18 protein-coding genes and 1 pseudogene are annotated in these 23,754 nt (G+C 34.9%); 13 read left to right on the top strand and 6 right to left on the bottom strand.

The annotated features are described in order from the left end of the window. The first annotated feature begins 26 nt into the window (after positions 1 to 26). The 3 genes from EGX95_RS26075 (at position 27) to EGX95_RS26065 (ending at position 2,858) form a co-directional block, all read left to right on the top strand. Positions 27 to 845 carry an endo alpha-1,4 polygalactosaminidase gene (locus EGX95_RS26075; protein WP_000454998.1) on the top strand — a complete coding sequence of 273 codons (819 nt, stop codon included), beginning with the start codon at positions 27 to 29 and terminating at the stop codon, positions 843 to 845. Positions 846 to 1,280: 435 nt separating this feature from the next. Continuing rightward, positions 1,281 to 1,871, top strand: coding sequence for an AmiS/UreI family transporter (locus tag EGX95_RS26070; protein WP_000542569.1), 591 nt, complete (start codon positions 1,281 to 1,283; stop codon positions 1,869 to 1,871). Positions 1,872 to 1,976: 105 nt separating this feature from the next. Further along, positions 1,977 to 2,858, top strand: a complete 882-nt coding sequence (locus EGX95_RS26065; RefSeq protein WP_012644745.1) for an NAD-dependent epimerase/dehydratase family protein — start codon at positions 1,977 to 1,979, stop codon at positions 2,856 to 2,858. An 88-nt stretch (positions 2,859 to 2,946) separates the two neighbouring features. On the opposite strand, the gene sodA is transcribed toward EGX95_RS26065, so the two are convergent. After that, positions 2,947 to 3,573, bottom strand: coding sequence for a superoxide dismutase [Mn] (gene sodA, locus EGX95_RS26060; RefSeq protein WP_000094046.1), 627 nt, complete (start codon positions 3,571 to 3,573; stop codon positions 2,947 to 2,949). Positions 3,574 to 3,788: 215 nt separating this feature from the next. On the opposite strand from sodA, the gene EGX95_RS26050 reads away from it, so the two are divergent. Continuing rightward, entirely contained in the window at positions 3,789 to 4,859 is a 1,071-nt protein-coding gene (locus EGX95_RS26050) for a nitric oxide synthase oxygenase (RefSeq protein ID WP_123805780.1), read from the top strand. A gap of 363 nt (positions 4,860 to 5,222) precedes the next feature. Then, positions 5,223 to 6,791, top strand: a complete 1,569-nt coding sequence (locus EGX95_RS26045; protein WP_001242464.1) for a BCCT family transporter — start codon at positions 5,223 to 5,225, stop codon at positions 6,789 to 6,791. A gap of 112 nt (positions 6,792 to 6,903) precedes the next feature. Here the strand turns inward: EGX95_RS26045 and EGX95_RS26040 are convergent, their stop codons facing one another. Next, positions 6,904 to 8,202, bottom strand: coding sequence for an MFS transporter (locus tag EGX95_RS26040; protein WP_001103434.1), 1,299 nt, complete (start codon positions 8,200 to 8,202; stop codon positions 6,904 to 6,906). A 328-nt stretch (positions 8,203 to 8,530) separates the two neighbouring features. Between EGX95_RS26040 and lytS the strand changes: the two genes are divergently transcribed. The 6 genes from lytS to msrB all read left to right on the top strand — a co-directional run bounded on the left by lytS (position 8,531) and on the right by msrB (position 14,734). Then, a complete protein-coding gene (lytS, locus tag EGX95_RS26035; RefSeq protein WP_000933577.1) occupies positions 8,531 to 10,300 on the top strand; it encodes a two-component system sensor histidine kinase LytS in 1,770 nt (589 codons plus the stop codon). After that, positions 10,278 to 11,018, top strand: a complete 741-nt coding sequence (locus EGX95_RS26030; protein ID WP_000921833.1) for a LytR/AlgR family response regulator transcription factor — start codon at positions 10,278 to 10,280, stop codon at positions 11,016 to 11,018. The genes lytS and EGX95_RS26030 overlap by 23 nt, the downstream gene beginning before the upstream one ends. 132 nt (positions 11,019 to 11,150) lie before the next feature. Then, entirely contained in the window at positions 11,151 to 11,582 is a 432-nt protein-coding gene (gene lrgA, locus EGX95_RS26025) for an antiholin-like murein hydrolase modulator LrgA (protein WP_000104902.1), read from the top strand. A 34-nt stretch (positions 11,583 to 11,616) separates the two neighbouring features. Continuing rightward, positions 11,617 to 12,309, top strand: coding sequence for an antiholin-like protein LrgB (gene lrgB / locus EGX95_RS26020; protein WP_000168869.1), 693 nt, complete (start codon positions 11,617 to 11,619; stop codon positions 12,307 to 12,309). A gap of 325 nt (positions 12,310 to 12,634) precedes the next feature. Then, a complete protein-coding gene (locus EGX95_RS26015; RefSeq protein ID WP_001166016.1) occupies positions 12,635 to 13,669 on the top strand; it encodes an AI-2E family transporter in 1,035 nt (344 codons plus the stop codon). A 99-nt stretch (positions 13,670 to 13,768) separates the two neighbouring features. Beyond that, complete coding sequence (gene msrB, locus EGX95_RS26010; protein WP_000290165.1) at positions 13,769 to 14,734, top strand: peptide-methionine (R)-S-oxide reductase MsrB; 966 nt, start codon at positions 13,769 to 13,771, stop codon at positions 14,732 to 14,734. A 28-nt stretch (positions 14,735 to 14,762) separates the two neighbouring features. On the opposite strand, the gene EGX95_RS26005 is transcribed toward msrB, so the two are convergent. Then, positions 14,763 to 17,879: an efflux RND transporter permease subunit gene (locus EGX95_RS26005; protein ID WP_001033531.1), complete on the bottom strand. Its 3,117-nt coding sequence runs from the start codon at positions 17,877 to 17,879 to the stop codon at positions 14,763 to 14,765. A 142-nt stretch (positions 17,880 to 18,021) separates the two neighbouring features. Between EGX95_RS26005 and EGX95_RS26000 the strand changes: the two genes are divergently transcribed. Continuing rightward, on the top strand, positions 18,022 to 18,897 hold the full coding sequence (locus tag EGX95_RS26000; protein ID WP_000659611.1) for a TetR/AcrR family transcriptional regulator: 876 nt from the start codon (positions 18,022 to 18,024) through the stop codon (positions 18,895 to 18,897). A 53-nt stretch (positions 18,898 to 18,950) separates the two neighbouring features. Here the strand turns inward: EGX95_RS26000 and EGX95_RS25995 are convergent, their stop codons facing one another. Next, positions 18,951 to 20,504 (bottom strand): ABC-F family ATP-binding cassette domain-containing protein, encoded by a 1,554-nt coding sequence (locus tag EGX95_RS25995; RefSeq protein ID WP_063246660.1) that lies wholly within the window; start codon positions 20,502 to 20,504, stop codon positions 18,951 to 18,953. 97 nt (positions 20,505 to 20,601) lie between these two features. On the opposite strand from EGX95_RS25995, the pseudogene EGX95_RS30855 reads away from it, so the two are divergent. Then, positions 20,602 to 21,135 (top strand): annotated as a pseudogene (locus EGX95_RS30855) (short chain dehydrogenase); the annotation flags it as partial. On the opposite strand, the gene EGX95_RS25985 reads toward EGX95_RS30855, so the two are convergent. Next, entirely contained in the window at positions 21,124 to 22,536 is a 1,413-nt protein-coding gene (locus EGX95_RS25985) for an oligosaccharide flippase family protein (protein WP_000856141.1), read from the bottom strand. The pseudogene EGX95_RS30855 and the gene EGX95_RS25985 overlap by 12 nt on opposite strands. Positions 22,537 to 22,633: 97 nt before the next feature. Continuing rightward, entirely contained in the window at positions 22,634 to 23,614 is a 981-nt protein-coding gene (locus EGX95_RS25980; RefSeq protein WP_000977628.1) for a glycosyltransferase family 2 protein, read from the bottom strand. Positions 23,615 to 23,754 lie beyond the last annotated feature (140 nt).

The following is a 23,754-nucleotide window of genomic DNA, read 5'->3' as shown; positions in this document are numbered from 1 at the left end:
CAGTTTTATAGGGGGGGAATATTATTATGGAGTGGAAACGTTCCATATGCTTTTTAGCTATATTTTCTTTTATTTTTTCCTCAAGTACATCCACCCAAGCAAATGTCGTGGAACCAGTTTTAAAAAATGTACGAAGTTATAAAATTTATTATGGTGAAGCAAATGAGCAAGTAATTGAGGGACTTTCAAAGTATGACATGGTCATTATAGAGCCATATGCATTTTCGAAAGAGCAAGTTCAGCAATTAAAAAAATCAGGAACAGTAGTCCTTGGGTATGTTAGTGTTTTAGAATTAGAATCGTGGCATAAATCGCAAGTAGTTGAATCAGACTATTATTATCGAGACGGTAAGAAAATGAAGATTGAGCAGTGGGATACATATATTATGAATTTAGCTAATGAACATTACCGACGGATTGTTGTAAATAAAGTGAAACAGCAAGTTATTGGAAAAGGAATAGACGGTGTGTTTTTAGATACCGCTGGTGATATTGACGACTATTTTTATGATCAGCCAGTTACACAAGGGAAATTTCGCGAAGCATATGTAAATTTATTAAAAGAAATAAAAGGTGTTAATTCTGATTTGCTTCTTATACAGAATTGGGGATTTGACACAATCAAAAATACATCCTTGAATTTTATACATGGTGTATTGTGGGAGGACTTCAATAAACAAGTTATTACGAAAGATGAATGGAGTCAAAATTGGATGCACTATTTTAAACAACAAAGTAATAAGATTGTAACGTTTACCGTTACTCCAAATACCGTATCTAAAAAATATAGTTCTATAAATGGATTTATTCCTACAATTAATCCGAATGATATTTATGATAAATAGCAATTATTAGGGATGAGAAACTATCAATATTGAATATGAAAGTTTAGGTCAGTATACGATTATCTTATAAAGATGAATGTATTACTGACTAGCTCATTTTATAATATTCCATGTTAGAAATTAGTAGAATAAGATAGAAAAAGTGCATTATCCTATTAACTTTTATAGAAATAAAAAACGTAATATTTAAAATAACATCAATACTTGTGTCATGGTTAGAGTACGTTTATAATCAAGGAATCCTATTAATGTTCTGATAGGGTTATTTATGATTGAAAGCGTTTTAAATTTGGTGTTCTTCAAGGTAGGAAGTCTGACCTATTTGGATTAAAAATTATGTATGTAGTTTTAAATAGGAAGAAAAATAATAAAGAATTACTTTATATTGTGGGGAGGTTAAAAGTGTGAAAGGGAAAGACTTTCACACGAATACATATGGGTTACGTAGGATTATTACTTTCGGGTGCAGCTTTATTTTTAAATAGTCTCGTTATATTAGGAAAAGCAGAGATGAAAAGTGCAGGTGTTTTTAATTTATTTGTGGGTGCACTACAAATTATTATTCCGTTCTATTTAATCATGATTTCTGATCAAAGTAATTGGACGGTATATTCATATGCAGCTACTTTCTTATTCGGATTAACCTATTTATATGTAGGTGTTACTTTTATAAAAGGAATGGATAGTAGCGGTTTAGGTTGGTTCTGCATTTGGGTAGCAATTATTGCTTTATTCTATATGGTTGTTTCATTTGTTCAATTCCATGATGTTGTGAATGCGTTAACGTGGTTTATGTGGGCATTACTTTGGTATTTATTCTTTGTATTAAATACACAAAAAAAGAACATCAATCAATATCTTGGAAGGATTGCCTTCGTACAATCATGGGTAACATTGACGTTACCTTCACTCTTTTATTTTATGGGAGTATGGGGAGAGGGATTCGTATATGAATTATGGGTTTATGTATCTGTAATTTCTATTTTATACTTCTGTTATTGTATTTATAAATATCGAGTACGTTAATATATTTTTTGTAGAAAAGCATGGAATCGTTAAACGAATTCCATGCTTTTTATATGTTAGCATTTATAATAGAGAGGTAGTATTTTACAATTTATCGAAATGGGGATGATAAAGTTGAAAAAAGTATTGGTGCTAGGGGGAACTAGATTTTTTGGTAAACATTTAGTAGAAGCACTTTTGCAAGATGGGCACGATGTAACGATTGCGACGAGAGGAATTACGGAAGATTTTTTTGGGAGTAGAGTAAAAAGACTTATTGTAGATAGAGAAGATGAAAAACAACTAACAGAGCGTCTAACAGATAAAAGTTATGATATTGTATACGATAATTTATGCTATAGCTCGAATGCAGCGAAGATAATATGTGAAGTGTTACGAGGGAAAACGAAGAAATACGTTATGACATCTTCAATGGCTGTCTATGAACCAACACTAAGTTTATCAGAAGAGAACTTCAATCCGTACGAGTATGCAATTGCGTATGGAGATAGGAATGACTTCAATTATGGTGAAGGAAAGAGATTAGCCGAAGCCGTTGTATTTCAACAAGCAACATTCCCAGTTGTTGCAGCTCGTTTTCCGGTTGTTATTGGAGAAAACGATTATACGAAAAGGTTACAATTTTACGTTGAACATATTGTGAGAGAAGAACCTGTCGCAGTGAATGATCTAGATGGAAAATTGTCGTTTATACATGAAGAAGAAGCCGGGGGATTTTTAGCTTGGTGTGGGATGAAAGATATAGAAGGGCCAATTAATGCTTGTAGCAACGGGGTAGTTTCTACTCGGGAAATTATTCATTTTATAGAAGAAAATACGGGAATAAAATCACTCATTCAAGAAGTAGGAGATCATGTAGCACCTTATAATGAATTGACTAATTGTACATTACATAATGGAAAAGCTAATGAATTAGGATTCCCGTTCCGAGGGTTGAAAATAGAAATAGAAAAAGTATTACGTTATTACATACATGCAATGAAATGATCATAAATCCCCCGGTGGCAATCCGGGGGATTCTGGAGGATTTCGACAATACTAATTTTACATTACCAAACTTACCTTATACGCACGACTAATGTTTTTGTGATTGAATTGCTTGTAAATATTTTTCATTTACCCGGTCCCAGTTCACTGTATGCCACCAGTTGGTAACAAATTCTGGGCGACGATTTTGGTACTTTAAATAATAGGCATGTTCCCATACATCAATGACAAGTAATGGAATTTTGCCTTCTTGCAAAGGTGTATCTTGATTAGGTGTACTCATTACAGTAAGTTCTTCACCATCAAGGACAAGCCATCCATAACCACTTCCAAAACGGCTAATTGCTGCTTTAGACAGTTGATCTTTTAAGTTGTCAAAGGTATTGAAATAATAATCAATTACTTTTGCAACGTCTCCATTAGGCTCGCCGCCACCCCGTGGGCTCATTACTTCCCAAAAAAGACTATGACAATAATGTCCACCACCGTTATTTCTGACAGCTGTAACAATTTCCTTTGGTAAAGCTTCTAAATTACATAGTAACTCTTCTAAAGATTTATTATGTAATTCCGAATAGTTTTCTAATGCGGCATTCAAATTATTTACGTATGTCGCATGGTGCTTTCCATGATGAATAGAAAGTGTATTGCTATCGATATATGGCTCTAGTTCATCATAGTCATATGAAAGCTTTGGCAATTGAAATGAAGACATGACATTTCCTCCTTTCTCTCTAAAAGTTGGTCTAGGTAAAAATAATTTACCTGAGTAAAAAATACACTTATTTTTCATGAAAGTCAATAGTAATCTCTTAATTTTCTGAAAGATAGTACAATAAAAGTAACACTTCGACTTTCGTTTGTGACTCTTATTCTTTTTGCTTATACTGTAAAGTAGTAACGTTTTGTTGAAATAGAAGGAGATCGCTTATGAGTAAAACGAAGCAATTAATAGAGGAAGCGAGTCATTTTATTACGATTTGCTATAAAGAGCTTAATAAAGAACAATTCATAGAAGAACGCATGAAAGAAATTCGAGTTGAAATAGAGAAGACGGGGACGTATGAACATACATTTGAAGAACTTGTTCACGGATCGCGAATGGCATGGCGCAATAGTAATCGATGTATCGGAAGACTATTTTGGAGTAAGATGCACATATTAGATGCACGTGAAGTAAATGATGAGGAAGGTGTATATAATGCATTAATTCATCATATTCAATATGCAACGAACGACGGAAAAGTGAAACCGACCATTACAATTTTTAAGCAATATCAAGGTGAAGAAAATAATATACGAATTTATAATCACCAATTGATTCGGTATGCAGGATATAAAACAGAAATGGGAGTGATTGGTGACTCTCATTCCGCTGTGTTTACAGATTTTTGTCAAGAACTTGGCTGGCAAGGAGAAGGTACGAATTTCGATGTATTGCCACTTGTGTTTTCTATAGATGGAAAAGCGCCGATATATAAAGAAATTCCGAAAGAAGAAGTAAAAGAGGTGCCAATTGAACACCCAGAATACCCAATTTCGTCACTTGGAGTAAAATGGTACGGGGTTCCAATGATTTCAGATATGCGCTTAGAAATTGGCGGTATTTCCTATACAGCAGCTCCGTTTAATGGATGGTATATGGGAACAGAGATTGGGGCACGTAACTTAGCGGATCATGATCGCTATAATTTACTTCCAGCAGTTGCGGAAATGATGGATTTGGATACATCAAGAAACGGTACGTTATGGAAAGATAAGGCATTAGTTGAATTAAACGTGGCTGTTTTACATTCCTTTAAAAAACAAGGAGTCAGTATTGTTAACCATCATACTGCGGCGCAACAATTTCAGCAATTTGAGAAGCAAGAAGCTGCTTCCGGTCGTGTTGTAACGGGCAATTGGGTGTGGCTCATTCCGCCATTATCTCCAGCTACCACTCATATTTATCATAAACCGTATCCGAATGAAATTTTGAAGCCGAATTTTTTTCATAAATAGTTTGTAGTATAGGGCATTTTCTGTAAAAATATAATTTTTTTTAACTACTGTTACGTAGCAAATGGAAGCCTTTACCCTCGGTTATTTTTGGAAGGAGCTTTTTGAACCAAGGAGTTCCTTATGTTATAATCAAATTTCTGTTTCGAAGACCTTATAGAAATATAAGGTCTTTTATTTTGCTTTTTTATGTAAGAGGAATAGAAATTTTCTTTTAAATAAGGGATTTAGCATATTTTTAGGGACAACATAAGTGTGTAGGAAATAGATAAATTATTATACTTATATAATCATTGTGTTTTGGGTGTAAAAAATAAAACATAATAAAGTTGTTTTTTTAGATTGCTGAGGAAGGAGGAAGTGTAAATGAGGATGAAGAGTCGAAAAACAGATTGGCCTGTATTTCTTATTAGTGGTGGTTCGCTTTTATTATTTGTAATTGCGGTTTTCTTAAATAAAAGTTATATAGAGGGAGTCATTAATAGCAGTTTTGCAGCTTCAATTAAATATTTTGGTGCCTTCTGGCAAGTTTTATTAATTGGTACATTTATTGTTGCAATGTGTATGGCGTTCTCGAAATATGGAAGAGTTAAACTTGGGGGATTAGAAAAACCTGAGATTAGTACGGCAAAGTGGCTTGCTATTATTATGTCGACATTACTTGCCGGAGGTGGCGTTTTTTGGGCAGCTGCAGAGCCAATGTACCACTTGATGACGGTGCCGCCAATACATGAAGGTATATCTGCTGGAACGAAAGAAGCGGTCATGCCTGCTTTAGCGCAAAGTTATATGCATTGGGGTTTCTTGGCTTGGACGATTTTAGGTACAATTAGTGCGGTAGTTATGATGTATGGGCATTATCATAAAGGTATGCCGTTAAAACCTCGAACGCTTTTATATCCTATTTTTGGTGAGAAATTGCGAAAGAGTTTGCTTGGAACAATGATTGATGCATTTGCCATTATTGCGGTAGCTGCAGGGACGATTGGTCCAATCGGATTTTTAGGCTTACAAGCAAGTTATGGTCTACAAGCGTTGTTTGGAATTCCTGATGTGTTTACTACTCAATTAGCAATTATCATTTGTGTAGTTGCGGTTTCTACTATATCTGCAGTAACAGGAATTAATAAAGGGATTCAAATTATAAGCGATTTAAATGTTAAATTAGCGATTTTATTAATGGTATTTGTATTATTATGTGGACCAGGTGGATTTATTATTGATGCATTTGTTTCTTCGTTTGGATTTTATGTAAATGAATTTATTCCAATGAGCACATACCGCGGTGATACAGGTTGGTTAGGGTCGTGGACAATCTTTTTCTGGGGATGGTTTATTGGATATGGACCAATGATGGCAATTTTAGTTAGCCGCATTTCAAGAGGAAGAACAATTCGAGAAATCATTGTTGCAATTGGAATTATTGCACCTATTATTACAACGTTTTGGTTTACTATACTAGGGGGATCAGGTGTGTTTTATGAGTTAATGAATCCTGGTTCTATATCGACCGCATTAAGTGCATCTGGTATGCCAGCTGCTATGATTGCAATTACAGAGCAACTGCCGCTCTCTCATATTATTGGACCGGCATTTCTTTTATTAACAATTTTATTTGTAGTGACAACAGGAGATTCAATGGCTTATTCGATTTCGATGGCAGTGACTGGAGACGGAGATCCTAGAATTAGCTTACGAATTTTTTGGTCGCTTATTATGGGAGCAGTTGCGGCAATTCTTTTATACATGGGTGAGGGGAGTATTAATGCATTGCAATCATTCATCGTAGTAACAGCTGTCCCAGTATCTGTTCTGTTGTTCCCAATGCTATGGCTAGCGCCTAAAGTGGCAGGGGAACTAGCATTAAAACAAGGGATTGTAAAAGAAGAAGAGCAAACTTCTTTCTTGTTCCAAAAAGCTAGTAGATCAAAATAAATAATTGTATATTTTATATCAAAAAAGGAAGCATTTCATTAGAGATGCTTCCTCTTTGTTATTCATATAACTATCTTTCTTGAAGGAAGATCGTACACTGTGTAGTTTCAATCTATTCTAATACTTTATCCTTCGTCTCTGGGACAAATAATAGCATTGTAACTAAACCGATTGGATAGATAATGAAGATAAGAGATAATGCTCCCATTACATTACCACCTGCAGCAAGTAATCCGATAATAACAGGTCCAAAACCAGCTAAACCACGTCCAGTACCGAAAATAAAGTTTTCTGCTGTAGAACGAGCTTCAGCAGGATAGTTTTCAGCTAAAATTGCTCCGAATCCTCCCATCATGCCATTTGCAAAGAATCCAAGCAATGCACTTCCCCATAGCAATAATGTTGAATCTGTGAATAAGAAGAAGTAAATGAGACAGTATATAGTACCACCAACATAATAGATTGTAAAAGTTTTACGGCGACCAATTTTATCGGCTAGAATACCAAAAGTTGCAATTCCAATGAGCATGCCAATCGTAGAGATGAACATCCAACCGCTCGCTTTTGCTAATGTGTAGTTATATTTATTCGCCAAAATAGTTGGCATCCATGTAAAGATTCCATAGTATCCGAAGTTCTGGATGAATGACATAATAATAAGACCAATTGTTGTTAGCGTTACTTTTTTATTTGCAAATAGCTTTCGAAGTGGGAACTTTTTCATTTGCTTTAATTGCTCTGCCTCAGTAGTTGTTAAATTACCTGTAGCTTCTTTTTGTAACAGTTCTTTTTTGTATCGTTGTTTTTGTTCCCATATTTTCGGTTCACTTAAACTTTTTCGGACATAGACAGCTAGTAGTGCGGGAATGAGTCCAAATAAGAAAACGGCTCTCCATCCAAAGTGTGGAACGATAAATGCTGGTAGGAGTGAAGCGACTAGTACGCCGAATTGCCATCCAAGTGCCACAACGGATGTTGCCTTTGCGCGCATTTCTTTCGACCATGTTTCAGTTACGATGGCCATCCCAATTCCGAATTCACCACCAACTCCCATTCCTACTAAAAAGCGAAGAATTAATAATTGCCAATAATCTGTTGCGAAATAAATAAGTGCTGTCGCGAGTGAAAATAGTAAGATTGTGAAGGCCATCGTACGGATACGCCCAAATAAATCAGCAATAAATCCAAATAAATAAGACCCAATTAGCATTCCTATTGTAGTAGCTAAAGTTAAGTTCCCACCTTCAACAGGGCTTAAATGAAATTCTTTTAAAATGTAGACGAGTACGAAAGATAAGAGCAACATATCTAAGCCTTCTGCTGCATATCCTAGCGCAGACCCAAATAGTGTTTTATATCTTTTCTCTTTCGTTTCCTCTGTTGTTGATTGTACATCAGTAGTGACGTTCATCATTACTCCTCCTTATTCTCTTCTACAGTCGCTATGGAAGAATAACAAAAGGCCTTCTCACCTGATACGATGAGAAGGCCAAAAAAGCATACGTATTCCTAAAAAAGGCCATACGTATAGTATATTCCGACTTCCTTCTCAACCTCACGGGGTTGGGTTAAAGGACTGTATTATATTACTTTATTTTTAGCACTCTTCTATTAGATTGTCAAATAAAGAGGGGATTGTTATGTATAAAATATTTCAAAAGATATTTCGTTCTTCTTGACGCCCACTTCATTATTTTCCCATAATAAAACTAACTCATATAAAAAGGAATGAATCACAGATGCTAAATTTAGTACTTATGATGATTGAACGTGTCGGACTTATTGTTATTTTAGGGTTTTTACTTTCGCATATTAAAACGTTCAGGCGTCTTCTTCATAAGCAAGACGGATATGTAGATAAGCTTAAGCTTATTTGTATTTTTTCGGTGTTTACAATTGTAAGCAATTACACAGGAATTGAAATAGCAGGAAATACGATTATGAATGAAAATTGGCTACAGGGTGTTTCTTCATCGAGCACAATCGCGAATACACGTATTATGGGTGTTGGAATTAGTGGATTGCTCGGCGGACCTATCGTCGGAATTGGAGTAGGATCAATTGCTGGTATTCACCGCTATATGCTTGGCGGGACGACGGCGCTAAGTTGTGCAATCTCTTCAATTTTAGCGGGCGTTATAACTGGTTATATCGGATATATTTTTAAAAAATATAACCGTACAATTACACCTAAGTTTTCAGCGGTTTTAAGTGTTTTTATCGTTTCTTTAGAAATGATTATGATCCTATTAATTGTAGAGGATGGAATGAGCATTGTGAAAACAATTGCGATACCAATGATCCTTGTAAATAGTTTTGGAAGTTTTATTTTACTTTCTATGATACAAGCTATTTTGCGTCAGGAAGAGAACGCAAAGGCACTTCAGACTCATAAGGTATTACGTATTGCAGATAAAACGTTACCGTATTTTCGCCAAGGCTTAACAGAAGAATCGTGTAAGCATGTGGCACAAATTATTCACCGCTTTACAGGAACAGATGCGGTATCCTTAACAGATACAGAGAAAATATTAGCTCACGTTGGATTAGCATCAGATCACCATATTCCTTCACATAGTTTAATAACGGGTTTGTCGAAAGAAGTGTTACACACAGGGAAAATAATGAAAGCAAAATCACGTGAGGTCATTAATTGTCAACATGAAGGATGCCCTTTGCAAGCGGCGATTGTTATTCCACTAACTTCACATGGAAATACAATAGGGACATTAAAACTGTATTTCAAAAATCCTAACCAGTTAAGTCGTGTGGAAGAGGAATTAGCAGAAGGATTAGCAAAAATATTCTCTACACAACTTGAATTAGGTGAAGCTGAGTTGCAAAGTAAATTATTGCAAGATGCGGAAATAAAGGCATTACAAGCACAAATTAACCCACACTTTTTATTTAATGCGATTAATACAGTATCAGCTTTATGCCGAACAGATGTAGAAAAAGCAAGGAAGTTATTATTACAGCTTAGTGTGTATTTCCGTTGTAATTTACAAGGGGCACGTCAGTTATTGATTCCACTAGAACAAGAATTAAACCATGTACAGGCATACTTATCGCTAGAACAAGCAAGGTTTCCAAATAAGTATGAAGTAAAGGTGTATATTGAGGATGAGCTAAAGACAACTTTAGTACCACCATTTGTTCTTCAACTATTGGTTGAAAATGCGTTGCGACACGCTTTCCCGAAGAAGCAACCAGTATGCGAAGTGGAAGTGCATGTTTTTGAAAAAGAGGGTATGGTTCATTTTGAAGTAAAAGATAATGGGCAAGGAATTGAGGAAGAACGTTTAGAACAATTAGGAAAGATGGTAGTTTCGTCCAAGAAAGGGACTGGAACAGCTTTATATAATATTAATGAACGTCTTATTGGGCTATTTGGAAAAGAAACGATGCTTCATATCGAAAGTAAATTAAACGAGGGGACAGAGATTACTTTTGTTATTCCAAAAAAAGTAGGGGAGGAAGAGCAGATTGTTAAAAGTACTAGTAGTTGATGATGAAATGTTAGCACGCGATGAACTAAAGTATTTATTAGAAAGAACGAAGGAAGTTGAGATAATTGGTGAGGCTGATTGTGTAGAGGACGCATTAGAAGAGCTAATGAAAAACAAACCAGATATTGTTTTCCTAGATATTCAGTTATCTGATGATAACGGATTTGAAATCGCGAATATATTAAAGAAGATGAAAAATCCACCTGCCATTGTATTTGCGACTGCCTATGATCAATACGCGTTGCAAGCATTTGAAGTAGATGCGTTAGACTATATTTTAAAGCCATTTGATGAAGAACGTATTGTACAAACATTAAAGAAGTATAAAAAACAAAAGCAGTCGCAAATAGAAACGAAGCAAGAAATAAAAGGGGCAGATGTAACGGCAGATATGCATAAATTAGCATTACCAATTGAAGAATCAATCGTACTTGTGAATATTGAAGATATTATATATGTAGGACTTGTGGATGGAAAAGTAACAGTAAAAACAATGAGGGACACATATATAACACACGATACACTTGTGATTTTGGAAAAGAAGTTGCCGCAAGCAAGTTTTATGCGTGTACATCGTAGCTTCATTGCAAATATTAATCATATTACTGAAATCCAGCCGTGGTTCAATTCTACTTATAATTTAATTATGAAAGAAGGATCAAAAGTACCTGTTAGTCGTACATATGCAAAAGAACTCAAGAAGCTGCTTCGTATTTAAGAAGCAGCTTTTGTATTTCATCCTTTTATATTTGTAACTGATTCTGTATATTTGACGTTCTGTTATGTAAACGCTTACTAAGGCGATTATATCCTATACAATAAAGGTACCAAATCGAAAGAGGTGGCCAAAATGAGTACGAAAAAAGTATATAGTTTCTTATCACAAGCATTCATATTTTCAGCTATTATGTTAATTTCTAATATTATTGCAACACATTTACCAATTCCGATGCCTTCATCGGTAATCGGGTTAGTCATTTTATTTAGTCTATTATGTTTAAAGGTTATTAAATTGGAACAAGTTGAATCACTTGGAACAGCTTTAACAGGTATTATCGGATTCCTTTTCGTCCCATCAGGTATTTCGGTTATTAATTCTCTTGGTGTAATGGGACAATATTTTGTACAAATTTTAACTGTAATTGTTGTCGCAACAGTTATTTTACTCGCTGTAACAGGATTATTTGCACAATTTATTTTAGGAAAAGATAAAAAAGAAACAGAAGATACAAAAGAATTGAAAGTAGTAAATAAAGGACGCAAACACGGAAAAGTTGCGTAACCATTTTAGTATATATTGTTAGGAGGGAATGAACATGGCAAGCACAATGACTCCATATTTCGGAATCGTCGTTTCATTAATCGCATACGGAATCGGAACATTATTATTCAAGCATTCAAAAGGGTTCTTCTTATTCACACCATTATTCGTAGCGATGGTATTAGGGATTGTCTTTTTAAAAGTAGGTAACTTTACTTTCGAAGAATATAATACTGGTGGAAAAATGATTAGCTTTTTCTTAGAGCCAGCAACAATCGCGTTTGCAATTCCATTATATAAACAAGTGGATAAGTTGAAAAAATATTGGTGGCAAATTTTATCAGCTATCGTGGTTGGATCTATTTGTTCAGTAATTGTCGTGTTCATTGTTGCAAAAGCAATTGGCCTAGATACAGCAGTAATGAACTCAATGTTACCACAAGCGGCAACAACAGCAATTGCATTACCAATCTCTGAAAGTATTGGTGGTATACCAGCAATTACATCATTTGCAGTAATCTTTAACGCAGTCATCGTATACGCATTAGGAGCGTTATTCTTAAAAACATTTAGAGTGAAACATCCAATTGCAAAAGGTTTAGCACTTGGAACAGCAGGTCATGCATTAGGAGTGGCAGTAGGAATTGAAATGGGTGAAGTAGAGGCAGCTATGGCAAGTATTGCTGTAACAGTAGTTGGAGTTGTAACGGTAGTTGTCATACCGATGTTCATGCCATTCATTGGATAGTAAAACTTACTTAAAAAATGAGAAAAGCAAGCTATTTGTAGGACAGATTTCTACTGATAGCTTGCTTTTTATGTTACAGTAGTGGTAAGACCTATTGTGACAAAATGTAAGTTTCCTTAAATCTTCATTAATACTGTGTAGAATACGTTTTGAATTAGGTCATTGTATTGTAAAATAAGAAGTAAGCTACTATAGATCTGCTAAGGTAGGCGTATAATGAGCTTATAAAAATCTTAATATGAATGAATAATTAAAAGTAGAAAAGAGAGAAAAATCTACTTATTAACGTTTTACTTTATAGGACAGGAGAGAGTACTCGTCGATTATGCAAATAAAAAACCTGTTTCAAAGCAAAGGATTTCAGAGGTTACTCGTATTAGTAATACTTGCCCTCGTGTTATACGGGCTGCAAAGTATGTTGAATTTAATTTTAATTACGTTTATTCTTACGTATTTAATGGATCGATTCCAAAAGTTTATTTCCCGCAAATTAGATCATTTCATGCCCATTAATCGAAAACTCATTATAGCATTTTTATATGTCATGTTAATTGGTGGAATTGCTATTACACTATTTAAATATTTACCAGTATTAACGATACAAATTTCACAATTGATTTATCAATTTAACGTATTTTTAAGAAACCCACCGGACAGTGAATTAATTAAGTATGCAGTTAATGCTGTTAATCATATGGAACTTTCGAAGTATGTAGGACAAGGCGTTGACATTTTGTATAAATCGATTACGAATGTTGGGAAATTTGGCCTTCAAGTGTTACTTTCTTTAATTTTAAGTTTATTTTTCTTATTGGAGAAAGCTCGTATCGTTGCTTTTACTGCAAAATTTAAAGAGAGCAGACTTGCAATTTTCTATACTGAAATCGAGTACTTCGGTAAGAAATTTGCACGTTCATTCGGAAAAGTAATCGAAGCACAATTTTTAATTGCGGTTGTTAACTGTGTTCTATCTGTTATTGCACTATGGATATTAGGATTCCCACAATTATTAGGTTTAGCATTAATGATCTTCTTACTCGGTTTAATTCCAGTAGCTGGGGTTATCATTTCGTTATTCCCGCTTTGTATGATTGCTTACAATATCGGCGGTATTATGTACGTGGTTTATATTTTAGTTATCGTAACAGTCATTCATGCGCTTGAAAGTTACGTGTTAAATCCGAAGTTTATGTCGCAAAAAACAAATTTACCGATTTTCTATACATTTATGGTATTAATCTTCTCAGAACACTTCTTGGGTGTATGGGGATTAATTATTGGTATTCCAATCTTCATTTTCTTATTAGATGTCTTAGATGTGACAAGTGATGAAATGGAGAAGGATGTTGGAAAAAAATAAAGTGAAGAAGAAAAAGCATCGATGTTCGATGCTTTTTCTTTTATAACATGATGTTTCTTATGCCATACTGTAAGGAGAAGATAGAATAGGGGTGAAAGAATGGCTGTAAATGAAAAGGTAGAATTAGCTACATTTGCTGGAGGGTGCTTCTGGTGTATGGTTTCGCCATTTGAAGAGATGGAAGGAATTATAAAGGTTGTTTCTGGCTATACAGGTGGTCATAAAGAGAATCCAACATATAAAGAAGTATGTTCAGAAACGACGGGACATTATGAGGCAGTACAAATTACATTTGATGCAAATAAAATGCCGTATGAGGAGTTATTAAATATATATTGGAGACAAATTGATCCAACTGATGTAGGTGGGCAATTCCACGATCGCGGACAGTCTTACGAAACAGTGATTTTTTATCATAATGAAGAACAACATAAAAAAGCAGAGGCTTCAAAAGAAGAGCTTGCAAGGAGTGGGCGCTTTTCAAAGCCGATTGCGACAAAAATATTGCCAGCTACTACGTTTTATCCCGCAGAGGAATATCACCAAGGATATCATAAGAAAAATGAATTCCGCTACGAGTTATACCGTAAGGGCTCAGGGCGAGATGCGTTTATTAAGCAACATTGGCCAAAGGATAATGCTCATTTAAAGGAAAAACTCAGTGAGATGCAATTTTATGTAACACAGGAAAATGGTACAGAACCACCATTTCGAAATGAGTATTGGAATCATAAAGAAGAAGGTCTTTATGTAGATATCGTTTCAGGTGAACCTTTGTTTACTTCTCTAGATAAATTTGATAGTGGATGTGGATGGCCTAGTTTTACGAAGCCAGTTATGTCAGCTAGTGTGAAGGAAAAAATGGATGTGAGTCATAATATGACGCGTACAGAAGTGAGAAGTAAGGAAGGAGATTCACATCTCGGCCACGTATTTCCAGATGGTCCAGGACCAAATGGACTTCGCTATTGTATAAATTCAGCAGCTCTTCGATTTATTCCAACAGAGGAATTAGAAAAAGAAGGCTATGGTGATTTCCTAATCTTGTTTGGAAATAAAAAATAACCTCGCAGTTAGCGAGGTTATTTTTTTGTTACTTTACTTTTTTCTTTTTAAACTTGCTTAATACTTCATAAACGATTGGAACAATAAGAAGTGTTAATAATGTTGAACTTGTTAATCCACCAATTACTGTTACACCAAGTCCTTTAGAAATTAAGCCGCTACCTTCAAATCCTAATGCGAGCGGGATAAGAGCACCGATTGTTGCAATTGCAGTCATTAAAATCGGGCGAAGGCGTGTTGCACCAGCTTCTAATAAAGCTTCACGTGTTGATAGACCTTCATTTTCTTTATGAATAACGCGGTCGATAAGCACGATTGCGTTTGTTACAACGATACCGATTAACATAAGGGCACCGATCATTGCAGAGACACTTAACGTTTCACCAGAGATTAATAAGGCAACAAGGGCTCCAATGATTGTAAATGGTAGCGAGAATAAAATTGCGAATGGTGCAAGAGCACCGCCAAATGTCACGACAAGAACGAAGTATACAATAGCAATCGCAGCTAACATCGCTAAGCCAAGTTGCTTGAATGATTCTTCAATATCTTTTGTAACGCCTCCCATAGAAACATCTACGCCAGAAGGAAGATCCATTTTATCTACTTCTTTTTGAACCGCGGCGGATGCTTTTGAAACGTCATCAGATGTTAGTTTTGCACTTACTTCCGCATAAACACGGCCATCGCGGTGTTTCACTGTATTCGAAGTTTCTCCTTCTTTTACAGTCATCACATCTTTTACAGCCACTTCACTACCAAGCGGGGTTGTAATTTTACGATTTGTTAAGTCATCGATTGTTTCATAATTTTGTTTTTCAGCTTCTACATATACATTGATATCTTTACCGTCTTTTTTAATTGTTGTCAGAACAGGGCGATCATGTTGATTAGAAAGTCCCATTCCAATTTGTGCAGCCGTTAGACCCATTTTACTTAGCTTTTCCTGATCTGCGACTAAAGTGTATTCTGCGTATGTTTTTGCAATACTAGAGTCTATATCTTTTAAGTCTTTGTTTTTCTTCATTATGTTTTGAATATCTTTTACGACAGGCTTAATGTCTTCTGAGCTATCTCCGTAAACGTATAACTTGATTTCGTTACTACCGCCACTTGCTCCGAAGTCTTGGTTTTTCCATTCGCCTTTTCCAGACATTTTCTGTAAATCTTTAACGACTTGTTCTTTCTCTTTTTCGAAGTTTTTCGTGTCGTTATCATATTGTACGAAGAACATTGCCTGATTTGATTGACCAGGACTCATTGGGTTTTCGCCACCTAATGAGAATTGAATTGTTTTGACGTCTTTATTATCTTGGAAGTGCTTCTCAGCTTTCGTTGCAATTTTTTCAACGTCTTCTAACGTTTGACCTGGTTCAGGGTTGTACGTTGCAATAATCATTTTTTCTTCTTCAGATGGTAAGAAACTTACACCGATAATTGGAACAAGTGCAAGACTACCAACTAATAGAAGGACAGCAATACTTGATGTGATGATTTTATGATTTAAAGCCCATGCAAGTATACGTTTATAACCGTTTGCTAATTTACTTGGTTTTTCTTCATGATGTACTTCTTTTTCTCTCATGCTCTCTTTTTTAAATAAAGAATGAGCTAGCATCGGTACGATTGTAACTGCTACTAGTAACGATGCTAATAAAGCGAAGACGATAGTTAAGGCGAATGGTAAGAACATTTCACCAATCATACCTTTTACTAGTCCAAGCGGTAAAAATACAGCAATTGTTACAATGGTAGAAGACATAATCGGAATAAACATTTCTTTCGTAGCTTCACGAATTAAATCTTTCCCGCGTAGTTTCTCTCCTGATAACGACATACGTCGGTAAATATTTTCAATAACAACAATGGAGTCATCCACAACGCGCCCGATAGCGACTGTCATTGCTCCGAGTGTCATAATGTTAAGTGTAATATCCATTTGCTTTATGACTAATACAGCAATTAATAAAGAAAGTGGTATGGAAACGACAGAGATTAATGTTGTTCGGATATTTCGTAGGAACAGCATAATAATAACAATCGCAAAAATAGCACCAAAAATGGCTTTGCTCAGCATTGTTTCTACTGATTTCTCAATAGGTGCACCTTGGTCGAATGTTGAAATAATCTCTAAGTCTTTATATTTTTTCTCAAGTTCTTTTACTTTATCTTTCACTGCATTTACAACATCAACTGTGTTGGCGTCAGCAGCTTTGACAATTTGAATTCCAATTGCTTCTTTTCCATTTGTTCGAGAAATAGATTCTGCTTTTCCGACTTCCTTAATGTCAGCAATTTCGTCTAATGTAACTGTCGGAATCCCGTTCATAGCAGCTGGATTCATTTGTGGCATTTGTGCACCAGCTCCAGCAGTTTGACTACCTTGACCGCTTGCTGATGAAGGAACAGCAGGGATTTTTAATTCTTTTAATGCTTTCATTGTTGTAATATTTCCATCTACAACAACTGATTTTTCTGTGTCTTTAAATGTATATAGGCCAAGTGGTAAAGATACGTCCGATCCTTTAATTACATTTTTTACAGTATCTTCACTTAAACCTAATTCTTTCATCTTATCTTTTTTAAAGACAAGTTGTACTTCATCTACTTGTTGACCTGAAATTTGAACAGATGCGACTCCATCAAGTCCTTTTAATCCTGGCACAACATTTTTTTCTACATTTTCAGTTAAGGTAGCTAAAGATTCATTTTTACTTGCTACGCTTAATGAAATAACAGGAAAGGCATTGAAGTTTACACGTGAAACTTTCGGGTCCTTTACGCCTTCTGGCAGTTTCACATTTGCGAGAGCTTCTTTTATTTCTGTTTCAGCCTTTTCCATATTTTTATCAAAATCATATTCTACCTGAATAGAAGATGCATTTTGAAAAGATGATGAACTAACAACGTTTACACCACTTAAATTTTGCAGTTGCTCTTCCATCGGTTTTGAAACTTTATCAGCTACTTCTTCTGGTGTAGCACCAGGATAAACCGTGGTTACTGTTACAACAGGTGTTGTAATATCAGGAATTGTTTCCAGCTTCATATTCAGCCCAGAATAAATACCTGCAATGGTAACGATAATGGTTAGTAGCCAAACTGCGAACTTATTTTTTAACGAAAAATTAATAATTTTGTTCATGTTTGCGCTCCCTTTGTATTATATTGACCAACTGGTCAGTCTAATACATAATATAACTGACTGATTGGTCAGCCGTCAATGAAAAGGGATGGTATAATACATTCATAATAAGATGCGAGATTAAATTTAGGAGAGACATGATATGAAAGAAAAAGAGCGCTTAATTATAGAGATGGCTATGAAGTTATTTGCGACTAAGGGTGTAAATGCGACATCGGTGCAGGAAATTGTGACAGCTTGTGGCATATCTAAGGGAGCCTTTTATTTATACTTTAAATCAAAAGAGGAACTTTTATTAGCGACACTTCGATATTACTATGACAAGATTCAAAATAAAATGATGGATATTGAAAAAGAGTCGTTATTGCCACGTGAAAAATTTGCAAAACAATTGCATTGCCAGTTTAATGATATACAAAAGCATAAAGAATTTATTATTATGCATGCAAGGGAAAATGCGATTCCTTTTAATAAAGAAGTAGAAGAATTTATGATGCGGATGAAGTTAGAGTCTCACGCATTTTATCGGAATAGTTTACTGTCTATCTATGGTGATAAGGTTATGCCATATTTATTAGATTTAGTCATTATGGTAGAAGGCATATGCCGTGGATATTTAGAACTAATTATTTTACAAGCGCCAGAAATAGACTTATCTTACGTCTCTGCTTTTATTTTGAAAAGAGTAGACGATTTAGTAGATGGATTGGTAGAATCTTCAGAAGAACCTGTGTTACATGAAGAAAAGCTTGGAGAATTTCTTTGTAAATCAGAGCTTATTAAGGAACAGGTTAAGGAACATTTTTTAAAAGAAATTATTGTGTTTAAACGTACTTTAGCGGATCAATTAGAAAATGATGAATTACTTGTTACATTAGATGTTTTAGAGGCGGAGATGAGATTGTCTAATCCAAGAATTCCGGTCATTAGAGGAATGTTAGCAAATTTAGAGACATATTCGGAATTAAAAGAATTTAAATTGCGACTTATGGGATATTACAATATAAAAAATTCTTAATAAAAACAAGCAAAAAACTCCTTGTCCATACAAGGAGTTTTTTTAAGATAAGACTACTTACTATTTTGAGACCACTCTTCAACATCCCAAACTTTTGTGATCCAATCTTCATAGAAGTCCGGTTCGTGACATACAAGAAGAATTGTTCCTTTATATGCTTTCATAGCCTTCTTAAGTTCCGCTTTTGCTGTAACATCAAGATGGTTTGTCGGCTCGTCAAATAGTAGCCAGTTACTTTCTTCACCCATTAGTTTACATAAACGAACTTTTGCTTGTTCTCCACCACTTAATTGACTTAATGGACGAGAAATATGTTCATTTTTTAATCCGCATTTTGCTAACATCGCACGAATTTGATATTGGTCTAGGCCAGGGAATGTATTCCATACATCATCAATTGGTGTTATATTGTCAGCTTTAACTTCTTGCTCAAAGTATGCAGGCTCTAAGAAGTCACCAAGGCTTGTTTTACCGCTTAAAGGTTTAATTTTACCTAAGATTGTTTTTAGTAACGTGGATTTACCAACACCGTTACATCCAACAATGGCAATTTTTTCACCACGTTCGATCGTCATTGATAACTTTGGTAGTAGCGGATGTGTATATCCGATTTCTACATTTTCACCTTCAAAGACGAAGCGACTACTTGCACGACTTTCTTTAAATGAGAATTCCGGTTTAATTGCTGTTTCTGGGCGATCAATAAGCTCCATACGATCAAGTTGTTTTTGACGACTCTTTGCACGACCTGTCGTTGAATAACGAGCTTTATTCTTTGCAATGAAGTCCTCTTGCTTTTTGATAAACTCACGTTGTTTTTCATAAGCATTTATATGTTGATTTTTATTGATTTCTGCTAGCTCTAGGAATTTTTCATATGTTGCTGTATAACGCGTCATTTTTGTGAATTCTAGATGGAAAATAACATCAACACATTTATTCATAAATTCCGTATCATGGGAAATCAACAGGAACGCATGTGGGTATTCTTTTAAATAATTCGTTAACCAATGAATATGTTCAACGTCTAAATAGTTGGTAGGTTCATCAAGTAATAATACTTCTGGTTGTTCAAGTAATAGCTTTGCAAGCAATACCTTTGTACGTTGTCCACCACTTAGTGCTGAAACATCACGATCTAAACCAATTGCATCAATTCCAAGACCACGTGCAGCCTCTTCAATTTTCATATCTAGTAAATAGAAACCACCTGCTTCAAGTGCATCTTGTATTTCTGCCATTTGCTCAAGAAGTTCTTCTAGTTCTTCTGGTGTAGCAGTTCCCATTTTTTCTGTAACTTCATTTAAAGCTTTTTCCTTTTCAAATAGCGGTAAAAATGCATCCGCTAGTACGTCACGAATTGTACGTCCAGGTGTTAAAACCGTATGTTGGTCTAAGTAACCGTAATGTGTGCCCGGTGTCCATTCTACACGACCTTGGTCATGAATAAGCTGACCAGTAATGATATTCATGAATGTTGATTTACCAACACCGTTTGCACCAACTAATCCAACGTGCTCACCTGCTAGTAATCGCATAGATACATCTTTAAATAATGTACGATCGCCAAATGTATGTCCTAATTTTTCAACTGTTAATAAGCTCATAGTATCCTCCGTCCAACTTGAAATAGTACCTTGAATCATGATACTAAATTCTTTCATATAATGCCATCATTTCAAAATGTATATATTTTCAAAATAAGCTAATGTACGAATGTTTATTGCTCATTTCCCAAACTTTTATGGTCCAAATGCAGAAAACACACTTGTCCATCATACATTAAAAGGAATACTTGCAAATAAAATGTCTAGCTTTATTGGAGGTAAAAAGATTGTCCGTGAATATAGTTTTACACCAGATGGTGCAAAAGCAATAGTTGAATTAGCTTCACATGATGAGGCCTATGGACAAAATTGGAACATATCAGGTTATGGTGCCATTACAGGTGAGGAATTGATTGAACACATACGAGAATTAACGTGATATACCAAATGAGTAATAACTGTAAAGAGAGGAATAATCCAGTTCTTTGGTCTGTTTGATAAGCAGATCAATGAATTTGTGGAAATACTATATTTGACGGAAAAACCAGTTGTATTAAGTGGAGAGAAGTACGAGAAATATATTGGGGTTGTACCTAGAACCTTTTATTATGAAGGGGAATTGTATATAAGTAAAAAAACAAGCTTCTATTTACAATTTAGAAGCTTGCCTTGTTATTGTTTATCTACCTAGCTTTTTATTTACAAACCCTAAAATTAATCCACGTATTTGTGGATCAATTGCAAGGCCAATAATGCCATACAATATACCAGTAAGTACTAAAGCTACTAGTGGTGGTAAGCTAATTAATACTGTGCGATATATTGCATAACTAATTATAAATGCTAGTGTATTGAATATTATTCCTTTGAATAGCAATGAAAATCCTTTACGAACGAATAATGAAAATCCGATTAATAATGTAATCTCAGTAAGGATAGCAGCTACAGCAGCTCCCATCATTCCAAATTGGCTACCTAATATGATGTAACTTATGATAGCAACAGCTAATCCAATTGCCATAGTTGTCGCACGTTTCCATTGTTGACCAGCTGTTGTTAAATTATCAGCAAGCGGATAGTTGATAGATTGTAAAATGACCATAAAGGCTAAAATTGCAAGTGCATTACCAGCTGGCGCATATTTTTCACCTAATAGAGTTACAATCCAAAAACTTGGATCGGCAATAAACGGGATAGAAATTCCCATCCCTAAGAAAGACATAAGCTTTAATTCGAATTGAGATAGCTTTCTATGTTCATCAATATTATTTTCGTTTCCAAAAGCAAACAATTTTGGATAGAAGGCTGCTGCAATTACACCAGGTATTTGGTAAAGTACAGCAGGTATTTTATAGGCAGCCCCAAAGAATCCAACTTGTGCTTTCGTTGAAACTTTTTCTAAGATAATAGGACCTAACTGCGGTAAAAGCATAATGATAACGCCATTGACTGTGAAAATAAGTAATTGATCTAAAATGCCTTTATTCCAACCCTTATGAATTGTTGTATAGCGGATTGTCATTATAAAGGCAATGACTCCTGTTATAAGGCTAGATATTCCATACATAGCAGCAACCATCATAAGTGACCATTTAAATGACATCCCTAGCAGAAGAGCGGCTGCGGCCGTCACACCTTGTAGTACAGAAATAATCGCTGTGAATTGCATACGCTCTGTTACTTGGAAATAGGCCATCCCAACCCCTTGTAAAGTAGCTCCAAACATGGTTGGTAGTACGACCCAATATACCATGGCACGTAAGTAAGCATCAGTGTAGAAGAACTGAGCGAAAATGGCGAAGAGCACAGAAATTACGATAGCTAATACTAAACGAATTCGTAAATAACTGCTTATTAATACGCTAATGTTAGCGTTGCTTCTTGTTCCTTCACGCATAAACGTATGTGTCAAACCTGCATCCGTAAAATAGCAAATGACAGCGGAAACTGCTAATGCAACTGTAAACATCCCGTACTCATCTGGTGAAACATATCTTGCAAAGAGAATTGTTGCAATAGCCAGTACAAAACGAACAGTAATGTTTCCTACAAAGAGGTAGGATGCGTTTTTTAGAATTTTATTTGTTTTCATGAGAAAAGACCTTTCTATTCTTTAGGACCCGGTTAGCTTGTCCTATTTGTAAATTTGATTTGTTCACAGAAAGAGAGAGTATAGTTATATTTTCAGTTTAAGAAAACAGAAATTTAATTCGTACAAACCAAAGCATTGCATATAGTTTTTTACTACGCTTTCCATTCTTTGAATAGATTTTACGGCAATATTTCTTGATATCTTTTTTGATTAATTGAACTTGTGATTTATCTAATTGAGAGTTTCCCTTAATATATATACAAGCGTTATTGATGACTGTATAAGGGAATAAATAAGTCTCAAGAATCTCAATAAGTGACTGAGGGTCTTTTGTAATGAAATCTTGAGATTTGTTATGTACCCAGTCCTTCATACGATTGAATACTTCCAGCTCTTTTGTTGTTTTTAATTCATAATCTTTATACTTAGAAGAAAGATTCCCTTCTGATAAGATTCTATAATAAGTTAAGTATTCATCGACATAACATACATTTGTCACACTCATAAGTTTAAATAAAAACTCCAAATCTTCGCCCCAACTACATCCTGGTGTAAAACGAATGTTATGATCCATTACGATGGCTCGTTTGAAAATCCAAGTACTTGTTTGAGCAACAACTTGATGTGTTAGGAATGCTTTTGACATATCGCCTTTAATAAAATTTGTTGTATGTTCAACCTTCTCGCCTGTTTCTTCGTAGAAATTCATATAACCACAATAGCACGCGTCCATGTTGTTTTTATGTATACTTTTGACTTGCTTCTCAATTTTAGTTGGATGCCATAAGTCATCACTATCAAGGAAAGCAATATATTCTCCACTAGCGTTTTCAATTCCTGTATTACGAGCTACCGAAACGCCTTGGTTTTTTTGATGAACGTATTTTACTTGACCTGGGTATTTTTCAGCAAGATTTTTTACGATAGAAGGTGATTGATCTTTACTTCCATCATCTACAATTACAATTTCGATATTTTTATATGTTTGATCTAGTATTGACTGCATCGTCTCTTCAATATATTTCTCTGCATTGTATAGAGGGATAACAACTGAGACAAGCTGGTTTTGTTTCATCATAGAATTTTAACTCCTCAAATTTTTATGTTTTTAAATTAACTCATTTTATAAGGAATAAGATTAAAAGAATATCTGTATAAGTTTACCGCATATAAACTTTGTAAATCAACTTTATGTATATAATAATTATTATTAAAGGT

It is taken from the genome of Bacillus sp. FDAARGOS_527 (genome assembly GCF_003812125.1).
In the GTDB taxonomy this organism is placed as follows: domain Bacteria; phylum Bacillota; class Bacilli; order Bacillales; family Bacillaceae_G; genus Bacillus_A; species Bacillus_A paranthracis.
This window is presented reverse-complemented; position numbering and strand designations above follow the sequence as displayed.